Source organism: Streptomyces sp. NPDC015242, from assembly GCF_043079125.1.
In the GTDB taxonomy this organism is placed as follows: Bacteria; Actinomycetota; Actinomycetes; order Streptomycetales; family Streptomycetaceae; genus Streptomyces.
Window position 1 is genome coordinate 607727 of record NZ_JBIBUF010000001.1, and the last position, 18928, is coordinate 626654.

The 18928-nt window shown below is 73.6% G+C and carries 21 protein-coding genes and 1 pseudogene; 9 read left to right on the forward strand and 13 right to left on the reverse strand.

Annotation, left to right across the window (positions count from 1 at the left end; genetic code table 11):
- Positions 1 to 13: 13 nt before the first annotated feature.
- Complete coding sequence (locus ACF07N_RS02735) at positions 14 to 898, reverse strand: LysR substrate-binding domain-containing protein (protein WP_383342567.1); 885 nt, start codon at positions 896 to 898, stop codon at positions 14 to 16.
- A gap of 116 nt (positions 899 to 1014) precedes the next feature.
- On the opposite strand from ACF07N_RS02735, the gene mgrA reads away from it, so the two are divergent.
- Positions 1015 to 2007, forward strand: a complete 993-nt coding sequence (gene mgrA, locus ACF07N_RS02740; protein ID WP_383342564.1) for an L-glyceraldehyde 3-phosphate reductase — start codon at positions 1015 to 1017, stop codon at positions 2005 to 2007.
- A 42-nt stretch (positions 2008 to 2049) separates the two neighbouring features.
- Here the strand turns inward: mgrA and ACF07N_RS02745 are convergent, their stop codons facing one another.
- Both ACF07N_RS02745 and ACF07N_RS02750 read right to left on the reverse strand, forming a co-directional pair.
- Entirely contained in the window at positions 2050 to 2337 is a 288-nt protein-coding gene (locus ACF07N_RS02745; protein ID WP_392107472.1) for a DUF1905 domain-containing protein, read from the reverse strand.
- A gap of 76 nt (positions 2338 to 2413) precedes the next feature.
- Positions 2414 to 2796 (reverse strand): annotated as a pseudogene (locus ACF07N_RS02750) (nuclear transport factor 2 family protein).
- Positions 2797 to 3128: 332 nt separating this feature from the next.
- Between ACF07N_RS02750 and ACF07N_RS02755 the strand changes: the two are divergent.
- From ACF07N_RS02755 to ACF07N_RS02770, 4 genes are read left to right on the forward strand one after another with little or no spacing between them, the layout of a single operon-like run.
- Positions 3129 to 3539 carry a hypothetical protein gene (locus ACF07N_RS02755; RefSeq protein ID WP_383335974.1) on the forward strand — a complete coding sequence of 137 codons (411 nt, stop codon included), beginning with the start codon at positions 3129 to 3131 and terminating at the stop codon, positions 3537 to 3539.
- A gap of 57 nt (positions 3540 to 3596) precedes the next feature.
- Positions 3597 to 5930, forward strand: coding sequence for an FHA domain-containing protein (locus ACF07N_RS02760; protein ID WP_392107475.1), 2334 nt, complete (start codon positions 3597 to 3599; stop codon positions 5928 to 5930).
- A gap of 6 nt (positions 5931 to 5936) precedes the next feature.
- Positions 5937 to 6725 carry a hypothetical protein gene (locus ACF07N_RS02765; RefSeq protein WP_392107477.1) on the forward strand — a complete coding sequence of 263 codons (789 nt, stop codon included), beginning with the start codon at positions 5937 to 5939 and terminating at the stop codon, positions 6723 to 6725.
- Positions 6722 to 7714, forward strand: coding sequence for a serine/threonine-protein kinase (locus ACF07N_RS02770; protein ID WP_383335977.1), 993 nt, complete (start codon positions 6722 to 6724; stop codon positions 7712 to 7714). Before ACF07N_RS02765 ends, ACF07N_RS02770 begins: the two co-directional genes overlap by 4 nt.
- Positions 7715 to 7724: 10 nt before the next feature.
- On the opposite strand, the gene ACF07N_RS02775 is transcribed toward ACF07N_RS02770, so the two are convergent.
- Positions 7725 to 9023, reverse strand: coding sequence for a streptophobe family protein (locus ACF07N_RS02775; RefSeq protein ID WP_392107482.1), 1299 nt, complete (start codon positions 9021 to 9023; stop codon positions 7725 to 7727).
- A 179-nt stretch (positions 9024 to 9202) separates the two neighbouring features.
- On the opposite strand from ACF07N_RS02775, the gene ACF07N_RS02780 reads away from it, so the two are divergent.
- Positions 9203 to 10411 carry a DUF6777 domain-containing protein gene (locus ACF07N_RS02780; protein ID WP_392107485.1) on the forward strand — a complete coding sequence of 403 codons (1209 nt, stop codon included), beginning with the start codon at positions 9203 to 9205 and terminating at the stop codon, positions 10409 to 10411.
- A gap of 17 nt (positions 10412 to 10428) precedes the next feature.
- On the opposite strand, the gene ACF07N_RS02785 is transcribed toward ACF07N_RS02780, so the two are convergent.
- The 3 genes from ACF07N_RS02785 to ACF07N_RS02795 are packed head-to-tail and all read right to left on the reverse strand — an operon-like array spanning position 10429 to position 11560.
- Positions 10429 to 10839 carry a PRC-barrel domain-containing protein gene (locus ACF07N_RS02785; protein WP_392108758.1) on the reverse strand — a complete coding sequence of 137 codons (411 nt, stop codon included), beginning with the start codon at positions 10837 to 10839 and terminating at the stop codon, positions 10429 to 10431.
- 2 nt (positions 10840 to 10841) lie between these two features.
- Positions 10842 to 11423: a PRC-barrel domain-containing protein gene (locus tag ACF07N_RS02790; protein ID WP_383582419.1), complete on the reverse strand. Its 582-nt coding sequence runs from the start codon at positions 11421 to 11423 to the stop codon at positions 10842 to 10844.
- Positions 11420 to 11560, reverse strand: coding sequence for a hypothetical protein (locus tag ACF07N_RS02795; protein ID WP_392107488.1), 141 nt, complete (start codon positions 11558 to 11560; stop codon positions 11420 to 11422). The genes ACF07N_RS02790 and ACF07N_RS02795 overlap by 4 nt, the downstream gene beginning before the upstream one ends.
- Before the next feature lie 186 nt (positions 11561 to 11746).
- Here ACF07N_RS02795 and ACF07N_RS02800 point away from each other — a divergent pair, with 186 nt between their 5' ends.
- Positions 11747 to 12202, forward strand: coding sequence for an ATP-binding protein (locus ACF07N_RS02800; protein ID WP_383335982.1), 456 nt, complete (start codon positions 11747 to 11749; stop codon positions 12200 to 12202).
- A 176-nt stretch (positions 12203 to 12378) separates the two neighbouring features.
- Here ACF07N_RS02800 and ACF07N_RS02805 read toward each other — a convergent pair whose 3' ends face one another.
- Positions 12379 to 13266, reverse strand: a complete 888-nt coding sequence (locus ACF07N_RS02805; protein WP_383335983.1) for an RNA polymerase sigma factor SigF — start codon at positions 13264 to 13266, stop codon at positions 12379 to 12381.
- Positions 13267 to 13413: 147 nt separating this feature from the next.
- Between ACF07N_RS02805 and ACF07N_RS02810 the strand changes: the two genes are divergently transcribed.
- Positions 13414 to 13845 (forward strand): helix-turn-helix domain-containing protein, encoded by a 432-nt coding sequence (locus ACF07N_RS02810; RefSeq protein ID WP_392107492.1) that lies wholly within the window; start codon positions 13414 to 13416, stop codon positions 13843 to 13845.
- A 19-nt stretch (positions 13846 to 13864) separates the two neighbouring features.
- On the opposite strand, the gene ACF07N_RS02815 is transcribed toward ACF07N_RS02810, so the two are convergent.
- The 3 genes from ACF07N_RS02815 to ACF07N_RS02825 form a co-directional block, all read right to left on the reverse strand.
- Positions 13865 to 14467 carry a ClpP family protease gene (locus tag ACF07N_RS02815; protein WP_383335985.1) on the reverse strand — a complete coding sequence of 201 codons (603 nt, stop codon included), beginning with the start codon at positions 14465 to 14467 and terminating at the stop codon, positions 13865 to 13867.
- The gene (locus ACF07N_RS02820; protein ID WP_392107495.1) at positions 14467 to 15108 is read right to left on the reverse strand and encodes an ATP-dependent Clp protease proteolytic subunit; all 642 of its coding nucleotides are present in this window, start codon (positions 15106 to 15108) and stop codon (positions 14467 to 14469) included. Before ACF07N_RS02820 ends, ACF07N_RS02815 begins: the two co-directional genes overlap by 1 nt.
- A 112-nt stretch (positions 15109 to 15220) precedes the next feature.
- Positions 15221 to 16426 carry an epoxide hydrolase family protein gene (locus ACF07N_RS02825; RefSeq protein ID WP_392107498.1) on the reverse strand — a complete coding sequence of 402 codons (1206 nt, stop codon included), beginning with the start codon at positions 16424 to 16426 and terminating at the stop codon, positions 15221 to 15223.
- A 119-nt stretch (positions 16427 to 16545) separates the two neighbouring features.
- On the opposite strand from ACF07N_RS02825, the gene ACF07N_RS02830 reads away from it, so the two are divergent.
- The gene (locus tag ACF07N_RS02830; protein WP_392107501.1) at positions 16546 to 17028 is read left to right on the forward strand and encodes a VOC family protein; all 483 of its coding nucleotides are present in this window, start codon (positions 16546 to 16548) and stop codon (positions 17026 to 17028) included.
- Positions 17029 to 17067: 39 nt separating this feature from the next.
- On the opposite strand, the gene ACF07N_RS02835 is transcribed toward ACF07N_RS02830, so the two are convergent.
- Positions 17068 to 17955, reverse strand: a complete 888-nt coding sequence (locus ACF07N_RS02835) for an aminoglycoside phosphotransferase family protein (protein WP_392107504.1) — start codon at positions 17953 to 17955, stop codon at positions 17068 to 17070.
- An 18-nt stretch (positions 17956 to 17973) separates the two neighbouring features.
- Positions 17974 to 18882, reverse strand: coding sequence for an SGNH/GDSL hydrolase family protein (locus ACF07N_RS02840; RefSeq protein ID WP_392107507.1), 909 nt, complete (start codon positions 18880 to 18882; stop codon positions 17974 to 17976).
- Positions 18883 to 18928 lie beyond the last annotated feature (46 nt).

The following is an 18928-nucleotide window of genomic DNA, read 5'->3' on the forward strand; positions in this document are numbered from 1 at the left end:
GTCGCGCCCGCGCCTACCCGCCCGCGGTCTCCAGCAGCCCCATCAGCGCCCGGGCCGCCGGACTGGTGGCCTGCGGGGGCGGCAGCAGGGCCACCGTCTCGTAGACCGCCTCGCCGGTGCCTTTCACGGGCAGCGCGGTCAGGGAGGCGCGCTTGTGCGCGAAGTGCCGCGGCACGACGGCCACGCCCAGGTTCTCGTCGACCAGGTCGAGCAGGGTGTGCACGTCGTTCACCTCCAGGGCGACGGTCCGGCGCACGCCCGCCGCGGCGAACACCGTGTCGGTGGTGCGCCGCGGCCCCCAGTCCGGGTGGAAGTCGACGAACACCTCCCCGCCCAGCTCCTCCGGCGTGACGGCCGCTCCGGCGGCGGCGAGCCGGTGACTGCGGTGGCACAGCAGCGTCATCGGCTCGCTGGTCAGCGGCACCGACCGCAGCTGGTCGCCGTCCTCCTGCGTGCGCACGGCGAAGGCCAGATCGAGCCGCCCGGCCTCGACGTCCTCCGCCAGCGCCCCGGACCCGGCCTGCCGCAGGCAGATCTCCACGTCGGGATGCCGGTGCCGGAACGCGGCGAGCAGCCCCGCCAGGTTCACCCCGGCGATGCACTGCTCGCTGCCGAGTGTGAGCATCCCGCGCAGCACGCCCTGCACCGCCGCCACGGCCTCGTGGGCCGCCCGCACCTGCGCCAGGATCCGCTCCGCCTCGCCGAGCAGCGCCCGGCCGGCCGGGGTCAGCGTCACCCGGCGGGTGGTGCGCACGAACAACGGCGTCTGCAGCTCCCGCTCCAGCGCCCGGATGGAGGCCGACAGGCCCGACTGGGAGACCAGCAGGCGTTCGGCCGCCCGGGTGAAGTGCTGGTCCTCGGCGACCGCGACGAAGTGCTGCAGATGGCGCAGTTCCATGACTGAGAAGCGTAGCCGCTGAATCCCATCGGATTCTTCTGTTGGACGCATGGACGCAGGTCACGCCAGAGTGGACACGGTTTCTCTCCGACCGAGCCAACCCCTCTGGAGTCGCGTTGTACACCGCACACCCCGACCGCTACGCGGACATGCCCTACCGGCGCACCGGACGCAGCGGCCTGAAGCTCCCCGCGCTCTCCCTCGGCCTGTGGCACAACTTCGGCCCCGACCGGCCCGCGGAGACCCAGCGGGCCATCCTGCGCCGCGCCTTCGACCTCGGCGTGACGCACTTCGACCTCGCCAACAACTACGGCCCGCCGCCCGGCGCCGCCGAGTCCGCCTTCGGCGCGTTCCTCAAGTCGGACTTCGCGCGCTACCGCGACGAGCTGGTCATCTCCACCAAGGCCGGCTACCTGATGTGGCCCGGCCCGTACGGCGAGTGGGGTTCGCGCAAGTACCTGCTGTCCTCGCTCGACCAGAGCCTGAGCCGCATGGGCCTCGACTACGTCGACGTCTTCTACTCGCACCGCCCCGACCCGGACACTCCGCTGGAGGAGACCATGGGCGCGCTGCACTCGGCGGTGCAGCAGGGCAAGGCGCTGTACGTGGGCGTCTCGAACTACTCGGCGGAGCAGACCCGCGAGGCCGCCCGCATCCTCGGTGAGCTGGGCACACCGCTGCTCATCCACCAGCCGCGCTACTCGATGCTGGACCGCCGCCCCGAGGACGAGGGCCTGCTGGACGCCCTCGACGAGCTCCAGGTCGGCTCCATCGTCTTCTCGCCGCTGGAGCAGGGCCTGCTCTCCGCCCGCTACCTCGACGGCATCCCCGAGGGGTCGCGGGCCGCGAGCGACAGCCCGTTCCTGCAGTCCGACGCCGTCACCGAGGAACTGGTGGGCCGGCTGCGCGACCTGAACGACATCGCGAAGGAACGCGGCCAGACCCTGGCGCAGATGGCGCTGGCCTGGGTGCTGCGCGGCGGCCGGGTCACCTCCGCCCTGGTCGGCGCGAGCAGCCCGCAGCAGGTCGAGGACAGCGTCGGCGCGATCGCCAACCTCGACTTCGACGCGGACGAGCTGGCCCGCATCGACGCGATCGTCAAGCAGTAGCCGTCTCCCGTGCCCGGTGGCGGACGCCGCCGGGCACGCGGGTCAGGGGCCGATCCGCTCCTCCAGGCGCACGGTCACCGTGTCGCCCTCCTGCTTGCCGATGGCCCGGCGGACGTCGGCCTTCACCGGCAGCTTGTGCGTGCCGTCGCCCAGGGCCATGAACGAACTGCGGAACGGGTGCCCGTCGATGGTCCCGCGGACCTTGACCAGGCCGCGGGTGCCGAAGAACGCGACAGACTCGGGCCAGACCAGATAGGTCCAGCCGCCCTCGGCGGGGCTCTTGCGCAGGACGGCGGTGAACTCCGCCTCCAGTGCTCCGGTCGTACCCATGGTCTCCTCCGGTGCTCGGCGGCCTGTCACCGACACAGACCGCCGGACACACGAGAACTCATCGCGGGCGCCGGTCTCAGGCCCCGGCGGGCATCCGGTCGAGGAACCCGAACAGGGACGTGATGCGGCCCCGCCCGTCCAGAGTGATCACGTCCGAACCGGCGACGGGTGCCGTGCCGTCGGACTCGCTCACCAGCTCCCAGGAGAAGCGCGCGGTGTCGTGGTGCCCGTCGACGCCGCCGACGGGCCGGAAGAACAACCCGGGGGACTGCTCGCGGACCGCCGCGATCAGCGCGGTGATCCCGTCGTGGCCGCTCACGCCGGCCAGGGGATCGGTGTAGCGGCCGTCCTCGCTCCAGGCGGCGGCCACCGCCTCGGCGCCGCGGAGCGGTCCCCGGCGTTCCACGCCTCGAAGCAGCGGGTGACGGCGTCCTCGTGACGGCGGTCGGGTGCGGACATGGCGGACCGGCCTCCGGACAGGTCGTGCGTGCAGGTCAGGGCCCGGGTCCCGGCCGGCGGCCGACCCGGTGCGCACCACCGGCCCGCCGCCTTCGGGACCGTCGATCACCCCCGGGGGCATGCACCCCGGGAGCGTCCGCCGCATTTCGGCCAACTCGGGGGGTGAATATGCCAGGAGAGTGGCCGGAAAGTCATGGTGACAGTGTTTCAGTAGTGAACATACTGACCTGCGAGAGCGTTTTCACTTCCAGCGACGGCGCCCTCACGCACAGCACGCGCGCTGCGGGAAGAGCGGGACCGGGCAGGCGGGCAGGGCAGCGGGGGAGGGACACGTGCACGACGAGTTTCTGTGCCACGTCACGGCGTACGGAGTCTGCGACGGCCGCCGCATCGGAGTGCCCCTGGGCACCTACCGCGCCCCCACCCTCGCCCTCGCCCTGTGGTGGCTGCGCGACCGTGCCTCCTGGATCGCCCAGCGTCTCGACCCCCAGCCCGACGCGGAGCACTTACCGCCGGGCGCGCTCGTGCCGGTCGCCGACACCGTGCCCGACGTGCCCCTGCTGCTGCGCGCCTGGTGCGCCGACCCCGTCCAGCAGGAGCGGGTCGCCGAGGAGCTGGCGGCCGGACGGCTGGTGCGCATCGCCACCAGCGACGAGACGACCGAGTACGAACTGCTCGCGGAGTCCGTGGACGCCCTGCGGATGCAGCGCACGGCCCCCCTCCTGGGCGTGCCCGTGTCCTGACCCGGTGCCCCTCCGCTGCCGAGGCGCATAACCGGTCATCTCGGTAGAATCTTGGCCATGGCGCAGCCGTCGGTAGCACCCGAGCTCGTCCTGGAGACGGAGACGGGCTCCACCGTGATGATCCCGGGCCGCGACTACCACGTGGGACGCGACCCGTCGAGCGACATCGTCCTCGACGACGACCGGGTCTCCTGGCACCACGCCGTGCTGCGGCCCGAGGACGGCCACTGGACCCTCGAGGACGAGAACAGCACCAACGGCACCTACGCCGACGGCCTGCGCGTCCACGCCCGGGACGTCGGACCCGGCAGCGTCATCCGCTTCGGCAGCCCGGCAGACGGACCGCGCGTGGTCCTCACCGGCCGCCCCGCACCGGCCCCGGAACGCCCCTCAGCCGTCTCCATGCCCGCCCTGACCGGCACCTACCGGGCGCCCACGACCGTCCGGCCGCTGCCCTCGCGCACCGTCCGCATCGGCCGCGCGAGCGACAACGACCTCGTCATCGACGACCTCGTGGTCTCCCGCCGGCACGCCGAACTGCGCGCCCTGCCCGACGGCACCTACGAGATCACCGACCTCGGCAGCCACAACGGCACCTACCTCAACGGCAGTCCGGTCACCACCGCCCCCGTCGGCCCGGGCGACATCGTCGGCATCGGCCACTCGGCGTTCTGCCTCGTCGGCGACCAGCTGCAGGAGTACGTCGACACCGGCGAGGTCTCCCTCGACGTGCAGGACCTCGCGGTCTCCGTCGACCGCGGCCGCAAGACCCTGCTGGACCACGTGTCCTTCCCGGTGGGGGAGAAGTGCCTGCTCGCCGTGGTCGGCCCGAGCGGCGCCGGCAAGTCCACGCTCCTGAACGCCCTCACCGGCCAGCGCCCCGCCGGTCACGGCACCGTCCTCTACGACGGCCGCGACCTGTACCGCGACTACGCCGAACTGCGCCAGCGCATCGGCCTCGTCCCGCAGGACGACATCCTGCACTCCCAGCTGACCGTCAGGAAGGCGCTCTCCTACGCCGCGGAGCTGCGCTTCCCGCAGGACACGGCCAGGGCCGAGCGGCGGGCCCGGGTCGACGAGGTGATCCGCGAACTGGGCCTGGAACAGCGCGCCGGCCAGCCCGTGCACAGCCTCTCCGGCGGCCAGCGCAAGCGCGTCAGCGTGGCCCTGGAACTGCTGACCAAACCGTCGCTGCTGTTCCTCGACGAGCCGACCTCCGGCCTCGACCCCGGCATGGACCGTTCCGTGATGCACATGCTGCGCGGCCTCGCCGACGACGGCCGCACCGTCATCGTCGTCACCCACAGCGTGCTCAGCCTGGACGTCTGCGACCGGCTCCTCGTCCTCGCGCCCGGCGGCAGGACCGCCTACTACGGGCCGCCCGAGGACGCCCTGCCCTACTTCGGCTTCGAGCAGTGGCCGGAGGCCTTCGAGGCCTTCGAACGGGACACCGAGCGGGACTGGGCGGGCGACTACCTCGCCTCGCCCCACCACCGCCGCTACGTCGCCGACGCCACCGCTCAGCCCCCGCAGCCCCGTTCCGAACCCGTCGTGATCGCGCCGCCGCCCCGGCCGCGCAGCCGTTCCGCGCAACTCGGCACACTCGTGCGCCGGTACGCGTCCGCCCTCGGCGCCGACCGCACCTTCCTGATCATCATGATCGCCCTGCCGTTCGTGATGGGCGTGATGGCCCGGGCCCTGGCCGGCGGGAAACTCACCTCCGAGACCGCCATGAACGCGCTGCTCATCCTGTGCGTCGGCGCGGTGCTCACCGGCGCGGCCAACGCCGTGCGCGAACTCGTCAAGGAACGGGTGATCTACCAGCGGGAACGGGCGGTGGGCCTGTCCAGATCGGCGTACCTGATGTCCAAGGTCGTCGTCCTGGGCGTCGTCACCGTGCTGCAGGCCGTGGTGCTGACCCTGGTCGCGCTGCTCGGCGTGGACCTCAACGCGCCGGGAGGCGAGGGCGTGCTGATGCCGCCCCTGGTGGAGATCACGGTCGCCGTCGCCCTGCTGGCGTTCACCGCGATGATGCTCGGCCTGCTCGTCTCCGCGCTGGTGCGCAAGGAGGAGGTGACGATGCCGCTGCTCGTGCTCATCGCCATCGTCCAGGTCGTCTTCTGCGGTGCCCTGCTGAAGCTGGACGGCGTGCCCGGGCTGGAGCAGCTGGGCTGGCTGGTGCCGGCGCGCTGGGCGCTGGCCGCGATGGCCGGCACCGTCGGGCTGTCCCGGATCGTGCCCGACGACCTCACCGAGGACCCGCTCTTCGAGCACACGGCGGGCACCTGGCTGCTCGACGTCGGCATGCTGCTCGTGCTGTCGGTGCTCTTCGGGTTCCTGGTGTCCCGGTTGCTGCGCAGGCACGAACCGGCCGTGATGCGGAAGCAGTGAGGGCCCATGACGACTCCCGGCTTCCGGCCCACGCACGTCGTCCCGCAGCACGGGATGCCGGCCTGGGAGGCCCCCGACACGGCACGGCCCACCGTGGACCTCGACCCGCTGCTGCCGGTGCAGCTCCTCGAACGGCAGGGCGACTGGGGGCACGTGCTGTGCTTCAACGGCTGGTCGGCCTGGGTCGACGGACGCCGGCTGGTCGCCGTACCGCAGGACCCGCCCGCCGCCGACGGTCCGCTCACCCGCACCGCCGATCCGCGCCCGCTCCTGGCCCGCGCGGAGGAGGCCCTCTCGCGCTACCGGTCGGCCGTCGAGGACCTCGCCGGCGGCCTCGACGGCGAGTCCTTCCGCACCCGTACCCGCGGACTGCGCATCGGCGTCGTCGTCGACGGCGAGTCCATGTGGCTCTACGACGCCGCCCACGGGCACTGGGTGTACGCCGACGGCACGCGGCTCACCACGTACGCGACGGACGAGACGCCCCGCAGCGAACCGGAGCACCGCCCGGCCGAGGCCCGGCCGGCGCGTCTGCCCACCCGGGTGGTGCCCCCGGAGGACCTGGCCGAGCCGTCCCGCGCCGCCCGGCCGTCCCGCCCCCCGGAGGCGCCCCCGACGCGCGTCGTCGCCCCGGAAGGACCGGCCACCCCCGCCACCCCTGATCCCACCAGGGTGGTGTCCCCGGAACCGGAAGTGCCCGAACCCGAGGCCCCGGCTCCCCGGGCCGCCGAGGCCACGCGGGTCGTGGGGCCCGAGGCCACGCGCATCGTGTCGCCCGAGGGTGACGGCCGTTGACCCGGGAGACGAGCCTGTTCTCGGGGCGGCCCTCCGAGCTGATCGGCCGCCGGATCGCCGGGTACCGGATCGAGCAGGAGATCGGACGCGGCGGCATGGCCGTCGTCTACCGGGCCCGCGACCTGCGCCTGGAACGCACCGTCGCCCTGAAGCTGCTCGCCCCGGAACTCGCCCGCAACGACACCTTCCGGCGCCGCTTCACCCACGAGTCCCGGGCCGCCGCCGCCATCGACCACCCGCACATCGTGCCCGTCTTCGAGGCGGGCGAGACGGACGGCGTGCTCTACATCGCCATGCGCTACGTCCCCGGCAGCGACCTCAGGCACGTCCTCGACCGGGAGGGCCCGCTGCCGCCCGCCACCGCCGTCCGCGTCGCGGCCCAGGTCGCCTCCGCGCTCGACGCGGCCCACGAGCACGGCCTGGTGCACCGGGACGTCAAGCCCGGCAACATCCTGGTCGCGCGCGGCACCGACAGCGACCACCCCGAGCACGTCTACCTCACCGACTTCGGCCTGACGAAGAAGTCACTGTCGCTGACCGGCTTCACCACGGTCGGCCAGTTCGTCGGCACGCTCGACTACGTCGCCCCCGAGCAGATCTCGGGCAAGCCGGTCGACGCCCGCTGCGACGTCTACGGCTTCGCCTGCGTCGTCTACGAGGTGCTGGCCGGTCACCCGCCCTTCCGGCGCGACGACGACATGGCCCTGCTGTGGGCGCACCAGTACGACGAGCCGCCCCCGCTGACCGAGGCCAGGCCCGGCATCGCCCCGCAGGCCGACCCGGTCCTCGCCAAGGCCCTCGCCAAGAGCCCCGACGACCGCTACCCGTCCTGCCTCGCCTTCGTGGCGGCGCTGCGCGCGGCGACGACCGGCGGCGGGGCCGGGACCGTACGCCCGTCCACGCGGGCTCAGGCGTGGGCACCGGCCGGCCCGGAGCCGGCCAGGCAGCCGCCGCGCTGGGCCGAGCCGGTCTTCGTGCGGCGCGGGTAGCGGCCGGGGGTCACACCCGGCCGTCCGGGCGCACCTGGCCCCGCCGCCGCACCCGCCGGGCCGCTAGCGCCCCGGCGAACCCGGTCACCAGCCCCCACGCGAGGGCCAGCCCGACCGCGCCCCACAGCCGCGGCCGCAGGAACAGCTCGCCCGCGAGGCCCCCGCCCAGGTCGCCGATCCCGAGCACGGACAGGCCGTAGTGGGCGGAGACCCGTCCGACCAGGCAGATCATGAAGACCGTCAGCGCCAGCGCGACCGCCATGCGCACGGCGTGCTGCCAGGCCCGGATCCGGGACGGCGACCGGGCCGCCATCACGAACGCGGCGGCCGGCAGCAGCACGATGTCGACGACGAGCAGCCACCAGACACTGCCGTCGTGTTCCGCGAGCGTCCGCAGGTTCAGCTCGGAGACGTCCGGCGTGCGCAGCACCGCGTCCAGCACGTGCGGCATCGGCAGCCCGAACGGCCCCTCCACCCTGCCGTTCCAGGTGGCGCCCAGCCCGATCGTCAGCGCCGTCCACACCAGGTTGGGCAGGCCCAGCAGGATCACCGCGAACGTCTCGGCCGGGTGCCCCCGGGTCGCCGCGACGACCAGGGCGATCACCAGGCCGATCGCGACGTACGCCAGCAGCAGGGCGACCATCGCGAACGCGGCCGGCCGCACGGAGGCCTGGAAGCGCAGCAGCCCGCCCGGCAGCGGTGCCCCGCGCGACACCAGCAGGGACAGCACCAGCACGCCGGCCAGCCACACGAGGCCGACGAACACCGACAGCGGGACGTCCGTGGTGAAGCCGATCCGCGGGGAGGCGCCGAACAGATCGCCGAGTTCGCCCAGGGCGTCGTCGCCCAGCGAGATGTCGAAGGTGTGGCGGGCCCCCAGCGCCACGCCGATCAGCGCGAGCAGCCACAGGGCCGCGATCCGGGCGGCCCAGCCCGCCAGCTCCGCGGCACCGGCGACCGCGCGGTGCCGCAGGGGCCGCAGGAAGCCCCAGGCGACCACCAGCGCACCGGTGAGGGTGACCGACAGCGGGATGACCGTCAGGCTCGCCCGGGTGCCGGCGAGATCACCGGCGTTCCCGGAGAGTTCCACGGTGCCGCCGACGGCCGTGACCACGGTCGCCGCGACCACGGGGGCGAAGGCGCCGTCCGGGAGGTCCGCGGCTCCGGCCGCCCAGAGGCCGAGGGCGGACACCACCGCCATGGCGAGCAGCGCGCCGGCCACGCAGACGAGGGCGTGGATCCAGCCGTGGCGGGCGGTGGCCCGCCCGGCGGATGCACGGGCCTGGCCGGACGAGGTGCGCGAACTCACGTTGCCACGCTAAGCAGCACCCGTGCCGGACGCCCGCCGGGCGGGTCCGTCCGCGTCGGCTTGCGGGGCCCGTGGGACCGGAGCACACAATGAACAGGTAGTGGAAAAAGCGGCATGAAACGGTACCTACCACCCCGAGCGGTGCAGGCCGCAGAGAACCCACGCGGGAAGAAGAGCTCGTGAGCGTCGAACCGCCGTCGTCCGGCCGCCCCACAGGACCTCCCTCGGGCCCGCTGTCGGGCCCCTCCCAGCTGCCGCCCGGCGGCGGCCCGCCCCCCGAGCCGCCCGGCGGGGGCGGCGACCGGCCGGAGCCCCGCCGCCCGTGGTGGGGGTCCGTGCCCCGGGTCGCGATCGTCGCGACCGCCGTCGTGGCCGCGGTGATCCTCGCCGTCGTGCTGTCCCGGCCCGGCGGCGGTGGCTCCGGAGCGTCCGACGGCGGCACCAGCACGTCCCAGGGTGAGATCTTCCTCCAGCCCGCCGCCGACACCGGGCCGGATCCGTTCACCGAGTCCACGGCGGAGGAGAGCTCCGCCTCGCCGGTGTCGCCGTCGCCCACCGAACTGGCCCCGCAGAACACCGTGCAGGGCGTGCAGGGCGGCGCACCCGGCCTCTACGGCGGCACCCGCAACGCGGCGAGCTGCGACGTGGAGAAGCAGATCACGTACTTCGAGGGCGCCCCGGACAAGCAGCGGGCCTTCGCCTCGGTCGCCCGGGTCGAGTCCTCCGACGTCCCCGCCTACCTGCGCTCGCTCACCCCGGTGCAGCTGCGCATGGACACCCGCGTCACCAACCACGGTTACAAGGACGGCGCCGCCACCAGCTACCAGGCCGTCCTGCAGACCGGCACGGCCGTCCTCGTCGACGACCGCGGTGTGCCCCGGGTGCGCTGCGCCTGCGGCAACCCGCTGACCCCGCCGGTCGCCCAGCAGACCGCGCCGAAGACGACCGGCGACGAGTGGCCGGGCTACAGCAACACCAAGGTCGTCGTGGTCACGCCCGCGCCGGAGCCGGTCGACGTCTTCGTCATGTGCGAGCCGGACGGCGAGTGGTTCGAACGGCACAAGGGCGACACCGGCACGAAGGACCGCAAGACCGAGAAGCCGGACAAGCCGTCCCCGTCGGTGAGCGTGACCACACCCACGGCGCCGACCGACTCGACGTCGACCGGGCCGCCGACGACCGAACCGCCGTCCTCCGAGACGGGGACGGAGACCTCACCGGAGCCGCCGAGTGAGCCGCCCGCCTCCGAGTCCGCGCCCCCCGGCAGCGACTCGGGCAGCGGCAGCGGGAGCGCCCCGGGCAGCGGCAGCGCCCCCGGCAGCGGCAGCGACCCGGGCAGCGGCAGCGACCCGGGCAGCGGCACGACGGACCAGCCCCCGGCCTCCTGACCGCCTGGCACGGGCGCCTAGCCGGCGCGGACCACCAGGGCGTATCCGCCGAGCCCGAGCAGGCGGTCGGCCGGCAGCTCGCCGTGGACGGTGAGCACCGCTTCGAGGCGCCCGGTGCCGGGTTCGAACACGACGTCCTGGACCGTGCCCAGGTGGTCGCCCGTCTCGGCGAGGATCCTCAGGCCCGGCAGCTCGTGGTGGGGCGGCAGCTCGGCCGGCGCCTGGGCCGAGCGCACCAGCACGGCGTCGGGGCCGACGGCGTGCAGTGCCCCCCACGGCAGCGCGGTCTCCTTGCGGTGCGGGCCCCGTACCCGGACGTGGGTGACCACGCCGGACGCGGCGTCGACGGTCAGCGCCCGCACGGTGCCGAGTTCCTCCGCGTCGTCCAGTGTCAGCACCGGCAGCCCTTGTGCCTCGGAGAACAGCATCGTCACGGCGCTCCCTCGCGTTCGTTCCGGAAGGCGCCGACCCGGGCGGTGAACTCCGCCAGGTCGTCGGCGACGTGCCGCACGGCGTCGGCGGGGACGACCAGGGCCCGGCCGGAGACGGCGAGCGTCTCGCCGCGCGGCACGTACACCCGGTGCCGGCGCCGTCGGGACCCCCGCACGAGCGTCTTGGCCGCGGCGATCCGGAAGCCCACGACCCGGCCGCTGGTGCCGCCCTCGACGATCACGTCGAGGACCGTGCCGACCTCGGTGCCCTCGTCGGTGAGCACCTTCGCGTGCAGCACCCGGCCCTGCTGCGCCTCGCGGCGCGCCACCACCACCGACGTGTCCTGCAGGGCCAGGGCGTCGCGCACCATCACTGCGTCCCGGCCCAGCGAGTGCACCGCAGGCCAGGGCAGGCTCTGCTTGAGCGGGCCCGACAGCAGGCCGCGGCCACTGAGCGTGAAGCCGGTGATGCGCCCGGCGGCGGCGTCGAAGACGGTGTCCTTGATCTGCGCGACGGCGTCCCCGCCCAGCGTGACCACCGGCAGGGTCGTCAGGCTCCGCGCCGCCATCAGCTCGTTCATCGCCACCCCTTCCCGCCGGGCCCGCGCCGCACCGCGATCACCGTCCCGGAGCGCCGCCCGGCCTGCACGGCGAGCGTCCCCACGACGACGGCGGCGAGTGCCGCGACCACTATGACCAGCCATATCCACCAGGCCACCGCGCACCTCCGGTGATCCGCCCGGCCGCCGTCGGCCGGCCCCGATGTCCTACCGGGTGCCCCGCCCCCGGGGGACAATGCCACGGGCGGCGGACGGGCCGGGACCGGCAGGACTGCGGAGCGCGACTCGGGGTACGAGCACTGGTGCAGAGCATCCGGCCAGTCCGGCATCCCAGAGAGAAAAGTATGATCGACCACGTGGACGGGGCAGTGATACCGACTGGTTTCGACGTGCCCGTGGAGCCGCTGAGGCGGGCGGCGCACTACTCCGGCGAGCAGGGATGCATCGCCGAGGCGCGGGCGTTCGCCGCGCTCTTCCTCGACCAGCTGAGGACCGAGTGGTGCGCGCGCGTCGACGAGCGCCTGGACGGCGCCGTGCTGCTCGTGGTGAGCGAGCTGGTCACCAATGCCGACCGGCACAGCAACGGGCCCTACATCCTGGAGCTCGTCGGCACGGACGCCGCGGTGACCGTGTCGGTCTACGACAGCAGCTCCGCCCTGCCCCGCATCTTCCCCCGTGACCCCGAGCGCATCGGCCGGCACGGCCTGGAGATCGTCCACGCGCTCGCGGAACAGGTCAGCGTGGAGCGGGTGCCGGTCGGCAAGCGGGTGCGTGCCGTGCTGCCGCTGACCGCCGGGTGAATCCCCGGGACCCCGCACCGCCGTTCGCCGCATCGCGTTTCGCCGCCGCCGGGTCCCGGCACGGAAGCGCGGGTCCCGGCACAGAAGCGAAAGAAGAAAGAAGAGGGTGCCGTCCCACTCCCGCGTGTGGGACGGCACCCGCTGGTCCGCCGTCTTCGGCCGGTTCGCCGCCCGCGTCAGGCGCAGCCCAGCTCGCCGAGCATGCCCTGCCGCAGCCGGGTGATGATCCGCTTGATCAGGCGGGAGACGTGCATCTGGGAGCAGCCGAGCCGCTCGCCGATCTCCGCCTGGGTGGCCTCCTCCACGAACCGCATGTGGATGATCTGTCGGTCGCGCTCGCTGAGCTCGGCCATGAGCGGGGCGAGCGAGTGGAAGTCCTCGACGAGCCGCAGTCCGTCCTCCTCCACGCCGATGAAGTCGGCCAGGACCGCCTCGCCGCCCTCCGGTCCGTCACCGGTGAGCGCGGCGTCCAGCGACGAGGAGTTGTAGCCGTTGGAGGCGATCTGCCCCTCGACGACCTCCTTCTCGGAGATGTTCATCAGCGTGGCCAGCTCGGCGACCGTCGGCTCGCGGTCCAGGCGGCTGGCGAGCTCCTCGCGCGCCTTGGCCAGCTCCACCCGCAGCTCCTGCAGCCGGCGGGGCACGTGCACCGCCCAGGTGGTGTCGCGGAAGAACCGCTTGATCTCACCGACGATGTACGGCAGCGCGAAGGAGGTGAACTCGACCTCGCGCGAGAGTTCGAACCGGTCGATGGCCTTGATCAGACCGATCATGCCGGTCTGGACGATGTCCTCCATGTCGTCGCCACGGCCCCGGAACCGGCCGGCCGCGAAGCGCACGAGCGACATGTTCATCTCGATCAGGGTGTTGCGCGCGTACTGGTACTCGTGCGTGCCTTCTTCGAGCTCCGTCAGGCGCTGGAAGAACTGGCGGGACAGTTCGCGGGCGTCCCGGGGGGCCACGGACCGCGGGTCCACGACTCCCGGCAGTGCTCCGTCACCCGCGCTGGCCTCGGCGTTCTCTTCGACGGCCTGTGCCTTCGACCGGATCACGGCGGTCTCCATTACCTCTCCCGACAGTCACGGCGGACATCTGCATAGGTACTCCCGAGTTGCGGGTACCCGGAAAGACCCGCACCATGCCCACCGAATTCTCGCAGGGCGGAACGCCGGGCCCTTCCCCTCCTCGCCGGGATTCCCGAGGCTGGAGCGGTGACCGACCACATGCCGAACGAAGCCCGCGTCATCCCCCTGCGCCCGTCCGGCGCCCGGCCCCGTGGCGACCGGCCCGCCGCGGGGCCGCCGCGCCCGGGGCCGTCCCCGGCCCCCGCCGTGCGGGAACCCCTGTGGCGGGACCTGGTGGGGGACGTCCTGCGCCAGGAACGCCTCGCGCAGGAGCGCACGCTGAAGGACGTCGCCGACGCGGCGCGGATCTCCGTGCCGTACCTGTCGGAAGTGGAGCGCGGCCGCAAGGAGGCCTCCTCGGAGGTCCTCGCGGCCGCCGCCCACGCCCTCGGACTGGGCCTCGGCGACCTGTTGTCGCGGGCCCGGGGGGAGCTGATCCGCGTCACCTCCCGGTACGCGGGCAGCGGCCGCCGCGGGGCGTCCCCGTCGTCGCACGACGGACTGTGCCTGGCCGCCTGAGCAGGACCCGGCCGGCGCCTCAGACCAGCTGCGGGCGCCGGCTGAGCACCTCGTCGGCCAGCCCGTACGCCACCGCCTCCTGCGCGGTGAACACCTTGTCGCGGTCCATGTCGGCCCGCAGGGTCGCCACGTCGTGGTGGGTGTGCCGGGCCAGCACCTGCTCCACCTGGGAGCGGATCCGCACCATCTCCTTGGCCTGCAGCGCGAGGTCGGAGACCATACCGCGCTGTCCTCCGGTGGCCGGCTGCCCCAGCAGCACGCGCGCGTGCTCCAGCACGAACCGCCGCCCGGGGTCCCCGCCGGCCAGCAGCACGGCCGCGGTGGAGGCCGCCTGCCCGACACAGCACGTGGAGATCGGCGCCCGCACGAACGACATGGTGTCGTAGATCGCCATCAGTGACGTGAACGAGCCGCCGGGGGAGTTGATGTAGACGGCGATCTCCGTCTCCGGCGCCGCCGACTCCAGGTGCAGCAGCTGCGCGATGACGACGTTGGCGACGCCGTCGTCGATCTCCGTTCCCAGGAAGATGATCCGCTCGTTCAGCAGTCGGCTGAAGACGTCGAAGGACCGTTCGCCCTGCGGGGTCCGCTCGATGACGTTCGGAATCGTGTAGCTCCCCATCACCGCAGCCCCATCCTGGGGCGCGCCGCCGCCGGAACGACGTCCGCGAGGGACTCCACGACCCGGTCCACCATGCCGTACTCCCTGGCCTCCTGCGCCGTGAACCAGCGGTCCCGGTCGCCGTCCCGGGAGATCGTCTCCGGGCTCTGGCCGGTGTGCTCGGCGGTGATGCGCTCGATGGTCCGCTTGGTGAACTCCAGGTTCTCCGCCTGGATCTCGATGTCGGCGGTGGTGCCGCCGATGCCCGCGGACGGCTGGTGCATCATGATCCGCGCGTTGGGCAGGGCGTACCGCTTGCCGGGCGCGCCGACGCTGAGCAGGAACTGCCCCATGCTGGCCGCGAAGCCCAGGGCGAGGGTGGACACGTCGTTCGGGACGAGCCGCATCGTGTCGTAGATGGCGAGGCCCGCGTGGACCGCTCCGCCAGGGCTGTTGATGTACAGGCTGATGTCGCTGTGCGGGTCCTCCGCCGACAGGATCAGCAGCTGGGCGCAGACCCGGTTGGCGGAGACCTCGTCGACCTGGGTGCCCAGCAGCACGATGCGCCGGGCGAGCAGCTGGGCGGCGAGGTGGTCGTCGAAGCGGGTCGGAGGGGTGTCGCCCTCCTCCGCCCGGGGGGCGAGTGCCGTGCGTGGAGTCACCGGTTCTCCTCGTGGTCGCGGACGTGCCGTCGGCTCCCACTGTCGGCCCCGGACGGCGCCGGCAGCCGCTTTCTCTGCCGTGGGCAGATCCGCTACCGGCGCAGTACCGGGCTCACCGGGTCTCGCGCAGCTGCCGGAAGAACGCCCGCACGTCGCCGACCAGCAGGTCGGGCTCCTCCATCGCAGCGAAGTGCCCGCCGCGGTCGAACTCCGTCCAGCGCACCAGGTTCTCCGTACGCTCCGCCTTGTGGCGCAGCGGCAGCTGCAGTTCGGCCGGGAAGAGGGCGAGTGCCGTCGGGGCGGAGGAGGGTTCGGCGGGCATCGCGGCGCGGCCGGTCGCGTGCGCCCGCTCGTAGTAGATCCGGGCGGAGGAACCCGCCGTCCTCGTCAGCCAGTACAGCATCACGTTGGTCAGCAGCAGGTCCCGGTCGACCGCCTCCTCCGGCAGCTCACGCGAGTCGGTCCACTCCCGGAACTTCTCGACGATCCACGCCAGCTGGCCGACGGGCGAGTCGGTCAGCGCGTAGGCGAGGGTCTGCGGCCGGGAGGACTGCAGGACCGCGTACCCGGTGCCCTCGCCGGACCAGTCGCGCCAGCGCCGCCACGAGGTGAGGGTGCGCTCCCGCTCCTCGGGGCCGAGCGGCTCCAGCTCCTCGGCGGTCGGCTCGGTGACCGCCTGGGCGCCCGGCAGCAGGTTGAGATGCACACCGAGCACGCGGTCGGGGTGTGCCCTGCCCAGTTCGCGGGAGATCGCCGCGCCCCAGTCGCCGCCCTGCGCGCCGAACCTCTCGTAGCCGAGCCGCCGCATCAGCTCGGCCCAGGCGTCGGCCACCCGGCCCGCCTCCCAGCCGGTGTCCCTCGTCGGGCCGGACAGCCCGAAACCCGGGACGCTCGGCACCACCACGTGGAACGCGTCGGCCGGATCGCCCCCGTGGGCGGCCGGATCGGCCAGCGGCCCGGCCACGTCCAGGAACTCCACGATGGAGCCGGGCCAGCCGTGCGTGAGGATCAGCGGGGTGGCGTCCGGCTCGGGGGAGCGCAGATGGGCGAAGTGGACCGTCGCCCCGTCGATGACGGTGGTGAACTGCGGCCACGCGTTCAGCCGCGCCTCGGCGGCCCGCCAGTCGTACGTGTGCCGCCAGTACTCCGCCAGCTCGCGCAGATACGCCAGCGGTACGCCGTACGCCCATCCCGTGCCCGGGAGTTCGTCCGGCCAGCGGGTGCGGTCCAGCCGGTCGTGCAGGTCGTCGAGGTCGCGCTGGGGTACGTCGAGACGGAAGGGCCGGATGCCGCTGCCGGCGGGCGGGGAGATCGTCATGGACGCGATGCTAGGCGCGGACCGTGACACCGTCCCACCCGATTACCGCGCGACCGATGAGTTCCGGGGCGCCGGGGGGTCGACACCGGTGACAGCGACCCACGCTCCGGGAGGAACCCATGGCGACCGACGGCTTCACCACGTGTCTGTGGTTCGACGGCCAGGCCGAGGAAGCGGCCCACCACTACGTCTCGATCTTCAAGAACTCCAGCATCGGCACGATCGCGCGCTACCCCGAGGGGGCGCTCCAGCCGGCCGGCAGCGTGATGAGCGTGGCGTTCACCGCCAACGGGCACCGGTTCCTCGGGCTGAACGGCGGGCCCCAGTTCACGTTCAATGAGGCGGTCTCCTTCATGATCCACTGCGCGGACCAGGAGGAGATCGACCACTACTGGACCCGGCTCACCGAGAACGGCGGCGAGCCGGGCCCCTGCGGCTGGCTCATGGACAGGTACGGCGTGTCCTGGCAGGTCCTCCCGGACCGGCTGGAGGAGATGGTCACCGACCCGGACCCGCAGAAGGCCGCCCGCGTCACGGCGGCGTTCATGGTCATGGGCAAGTTCGACCTCGCCGCCCTGGAGCGGGCCTACGCGGGCGAGTGACGAGCGGCCGGCCGTGGGGGGCGGACCGCACCCGGCCCCCTACCCGGCCTCGGCCAGGATCTCGGCGATCACATGCCGGGAGTTCTCCGCGACCGGCGGGTTCGTCTCCCAGTAGTACGGCAGCGCGATGACCGCGATGGACAGGGCCCAGCCCCGGCCGCGCGCCCACTCGGCCTGTCCGGCGCCCACGGCCTCGCGGAAGTGGCCGCGCACCTCGGCGGGCAGCACGCACCAGGCGCTGATCAGGTCGACGGCGGGATCACCCACGCCCACCGTGCCGTAGTCGATCACGGCGCTCAGCCGGCCGTCCCGCACCAGCAGGTTCCCGGCCATCAGATCGCCGTGCGCCCACACCGGCGGTCCGGAGTGCTCCGGTGCGCCGAGGGCCTCCTCCCAGCGGCGGGCCACCGCGGCGGTGTCGACCCGCCCGGTCAGCCGCGCGAGGGCCTCGCGCACGGAGCGGTCGCGGGCCGCCAGGGGCACCCCCCGGCCGGCCGGCCCGCCGGAGACGTCGATCCGGCGCAGGGCCCTGACGTACGAGGCCAGGTCCCGGGCGAGCGCTCCGGGCGCGTCGAGCGCTCCGGGCACCGGGTTGCGTCCGTCCAGCCAGCGGTAGACCGACCAGGGCCACGGGAAGTCCGGGCCCGGTGCGCCCCGCCCGAGGGGCTCGGGCGTGGCGGCGGGCAGGGCGGGCCCCAGCCGGGGCAGCCAGCGCAGTTCGTGCTCGATGGCGTCGACGGCGCGGGGGTGCCGGGGCAGCCGTACGACCTTGTCCGCGCCGAGGCGGAACATGGCGTTCTCGGTTCCGGAGGACTCCAGCCGCCGCAGGGGCTGGCCCGCCCACCGCGGGAACCGCCCGGCGATCAGCCGGCCGACCAGCCGGACATCGACGTCGACCTCGTCCGCATGCATCCGCACCGCGCCCATGGCGCCCCATTCGACCGGTCAGCGCGCCGACTGTCGAACGGTTTTCACGATCTCGCGGGCGATCCGCAGGATGCCGGGGGAGCGCACCGGGCAGGGCCTGGGCCGGGACGTCGTCGGGGCGAGGCAGAAGTGCAGGTAGTCGTCGTCGCGGTGCAGGGCCGTCCGGCCGCGGGAGGGCTGGGTGCAGTCCCCGGGACGGGCCCGCTCCGAGGCCGTGCACGGCAGGTACTGCGTCCAGGTGTAGCGGTCGCCTGCCGGACTCACCGCCTTCCCGGCGTCCGCCACCAGACCGCCGGAGGCGGCGGCCCGCTCCGCGTACAGCGCGTTGACCCGCCGGACCCGGCCGGGGGTGATCGGGTCCGGTCCCTGCGCCACCCAGACGATCCGCGGGCCCGTTCCGCGCCCGGCGGCGGTGATCTGCTCGGTGAGCCGGCGCGCGTCGGCGGCGTACCGGGCGAAGTACCGGGCCGGGGACGCGTCGTGGGTGATGCCGTCCATGCACGGCGTGTAGCCCCAGGAGTTCCCCCAGAACTGCAGCACCACGACGTCGGGCCGCTGCCTGCGCACCAGTGCGGCGGCCTTGTCGGAGGCCGGCACCAGGGACCGTTCGGCCGTGCCCTCCAGGTAGTCGCAGAGTGTGGTGCCGGAGTACGGGGCGCTGGTGTACTCGGCCCGCAGGTCCCGGCGCAGCTCCTGGCCCAGGACCTTCTGGTTCTCCATCGCCAGCGAGTCCCCGAGGTACAGCACCCGGGGTGCCTCCCGGGGCCGCGCGGCGGGGGAGGCGGGCGGGGCGGTGGCGGTCCGGTGGGGGGACGCCGACGCGTGCGGTGCGGCCGGCGCCGGTTCGTCCGGCGCCGACGCCGGATCCCCGCACCCGCCGAGCAGCAGCCCGGCCAGCAGCACTCCCACCATCCACGGCTTGCGCATACGGCAACTCCCGCCCCGGCCACCGAAACGGCACTCAGGCAAGCAC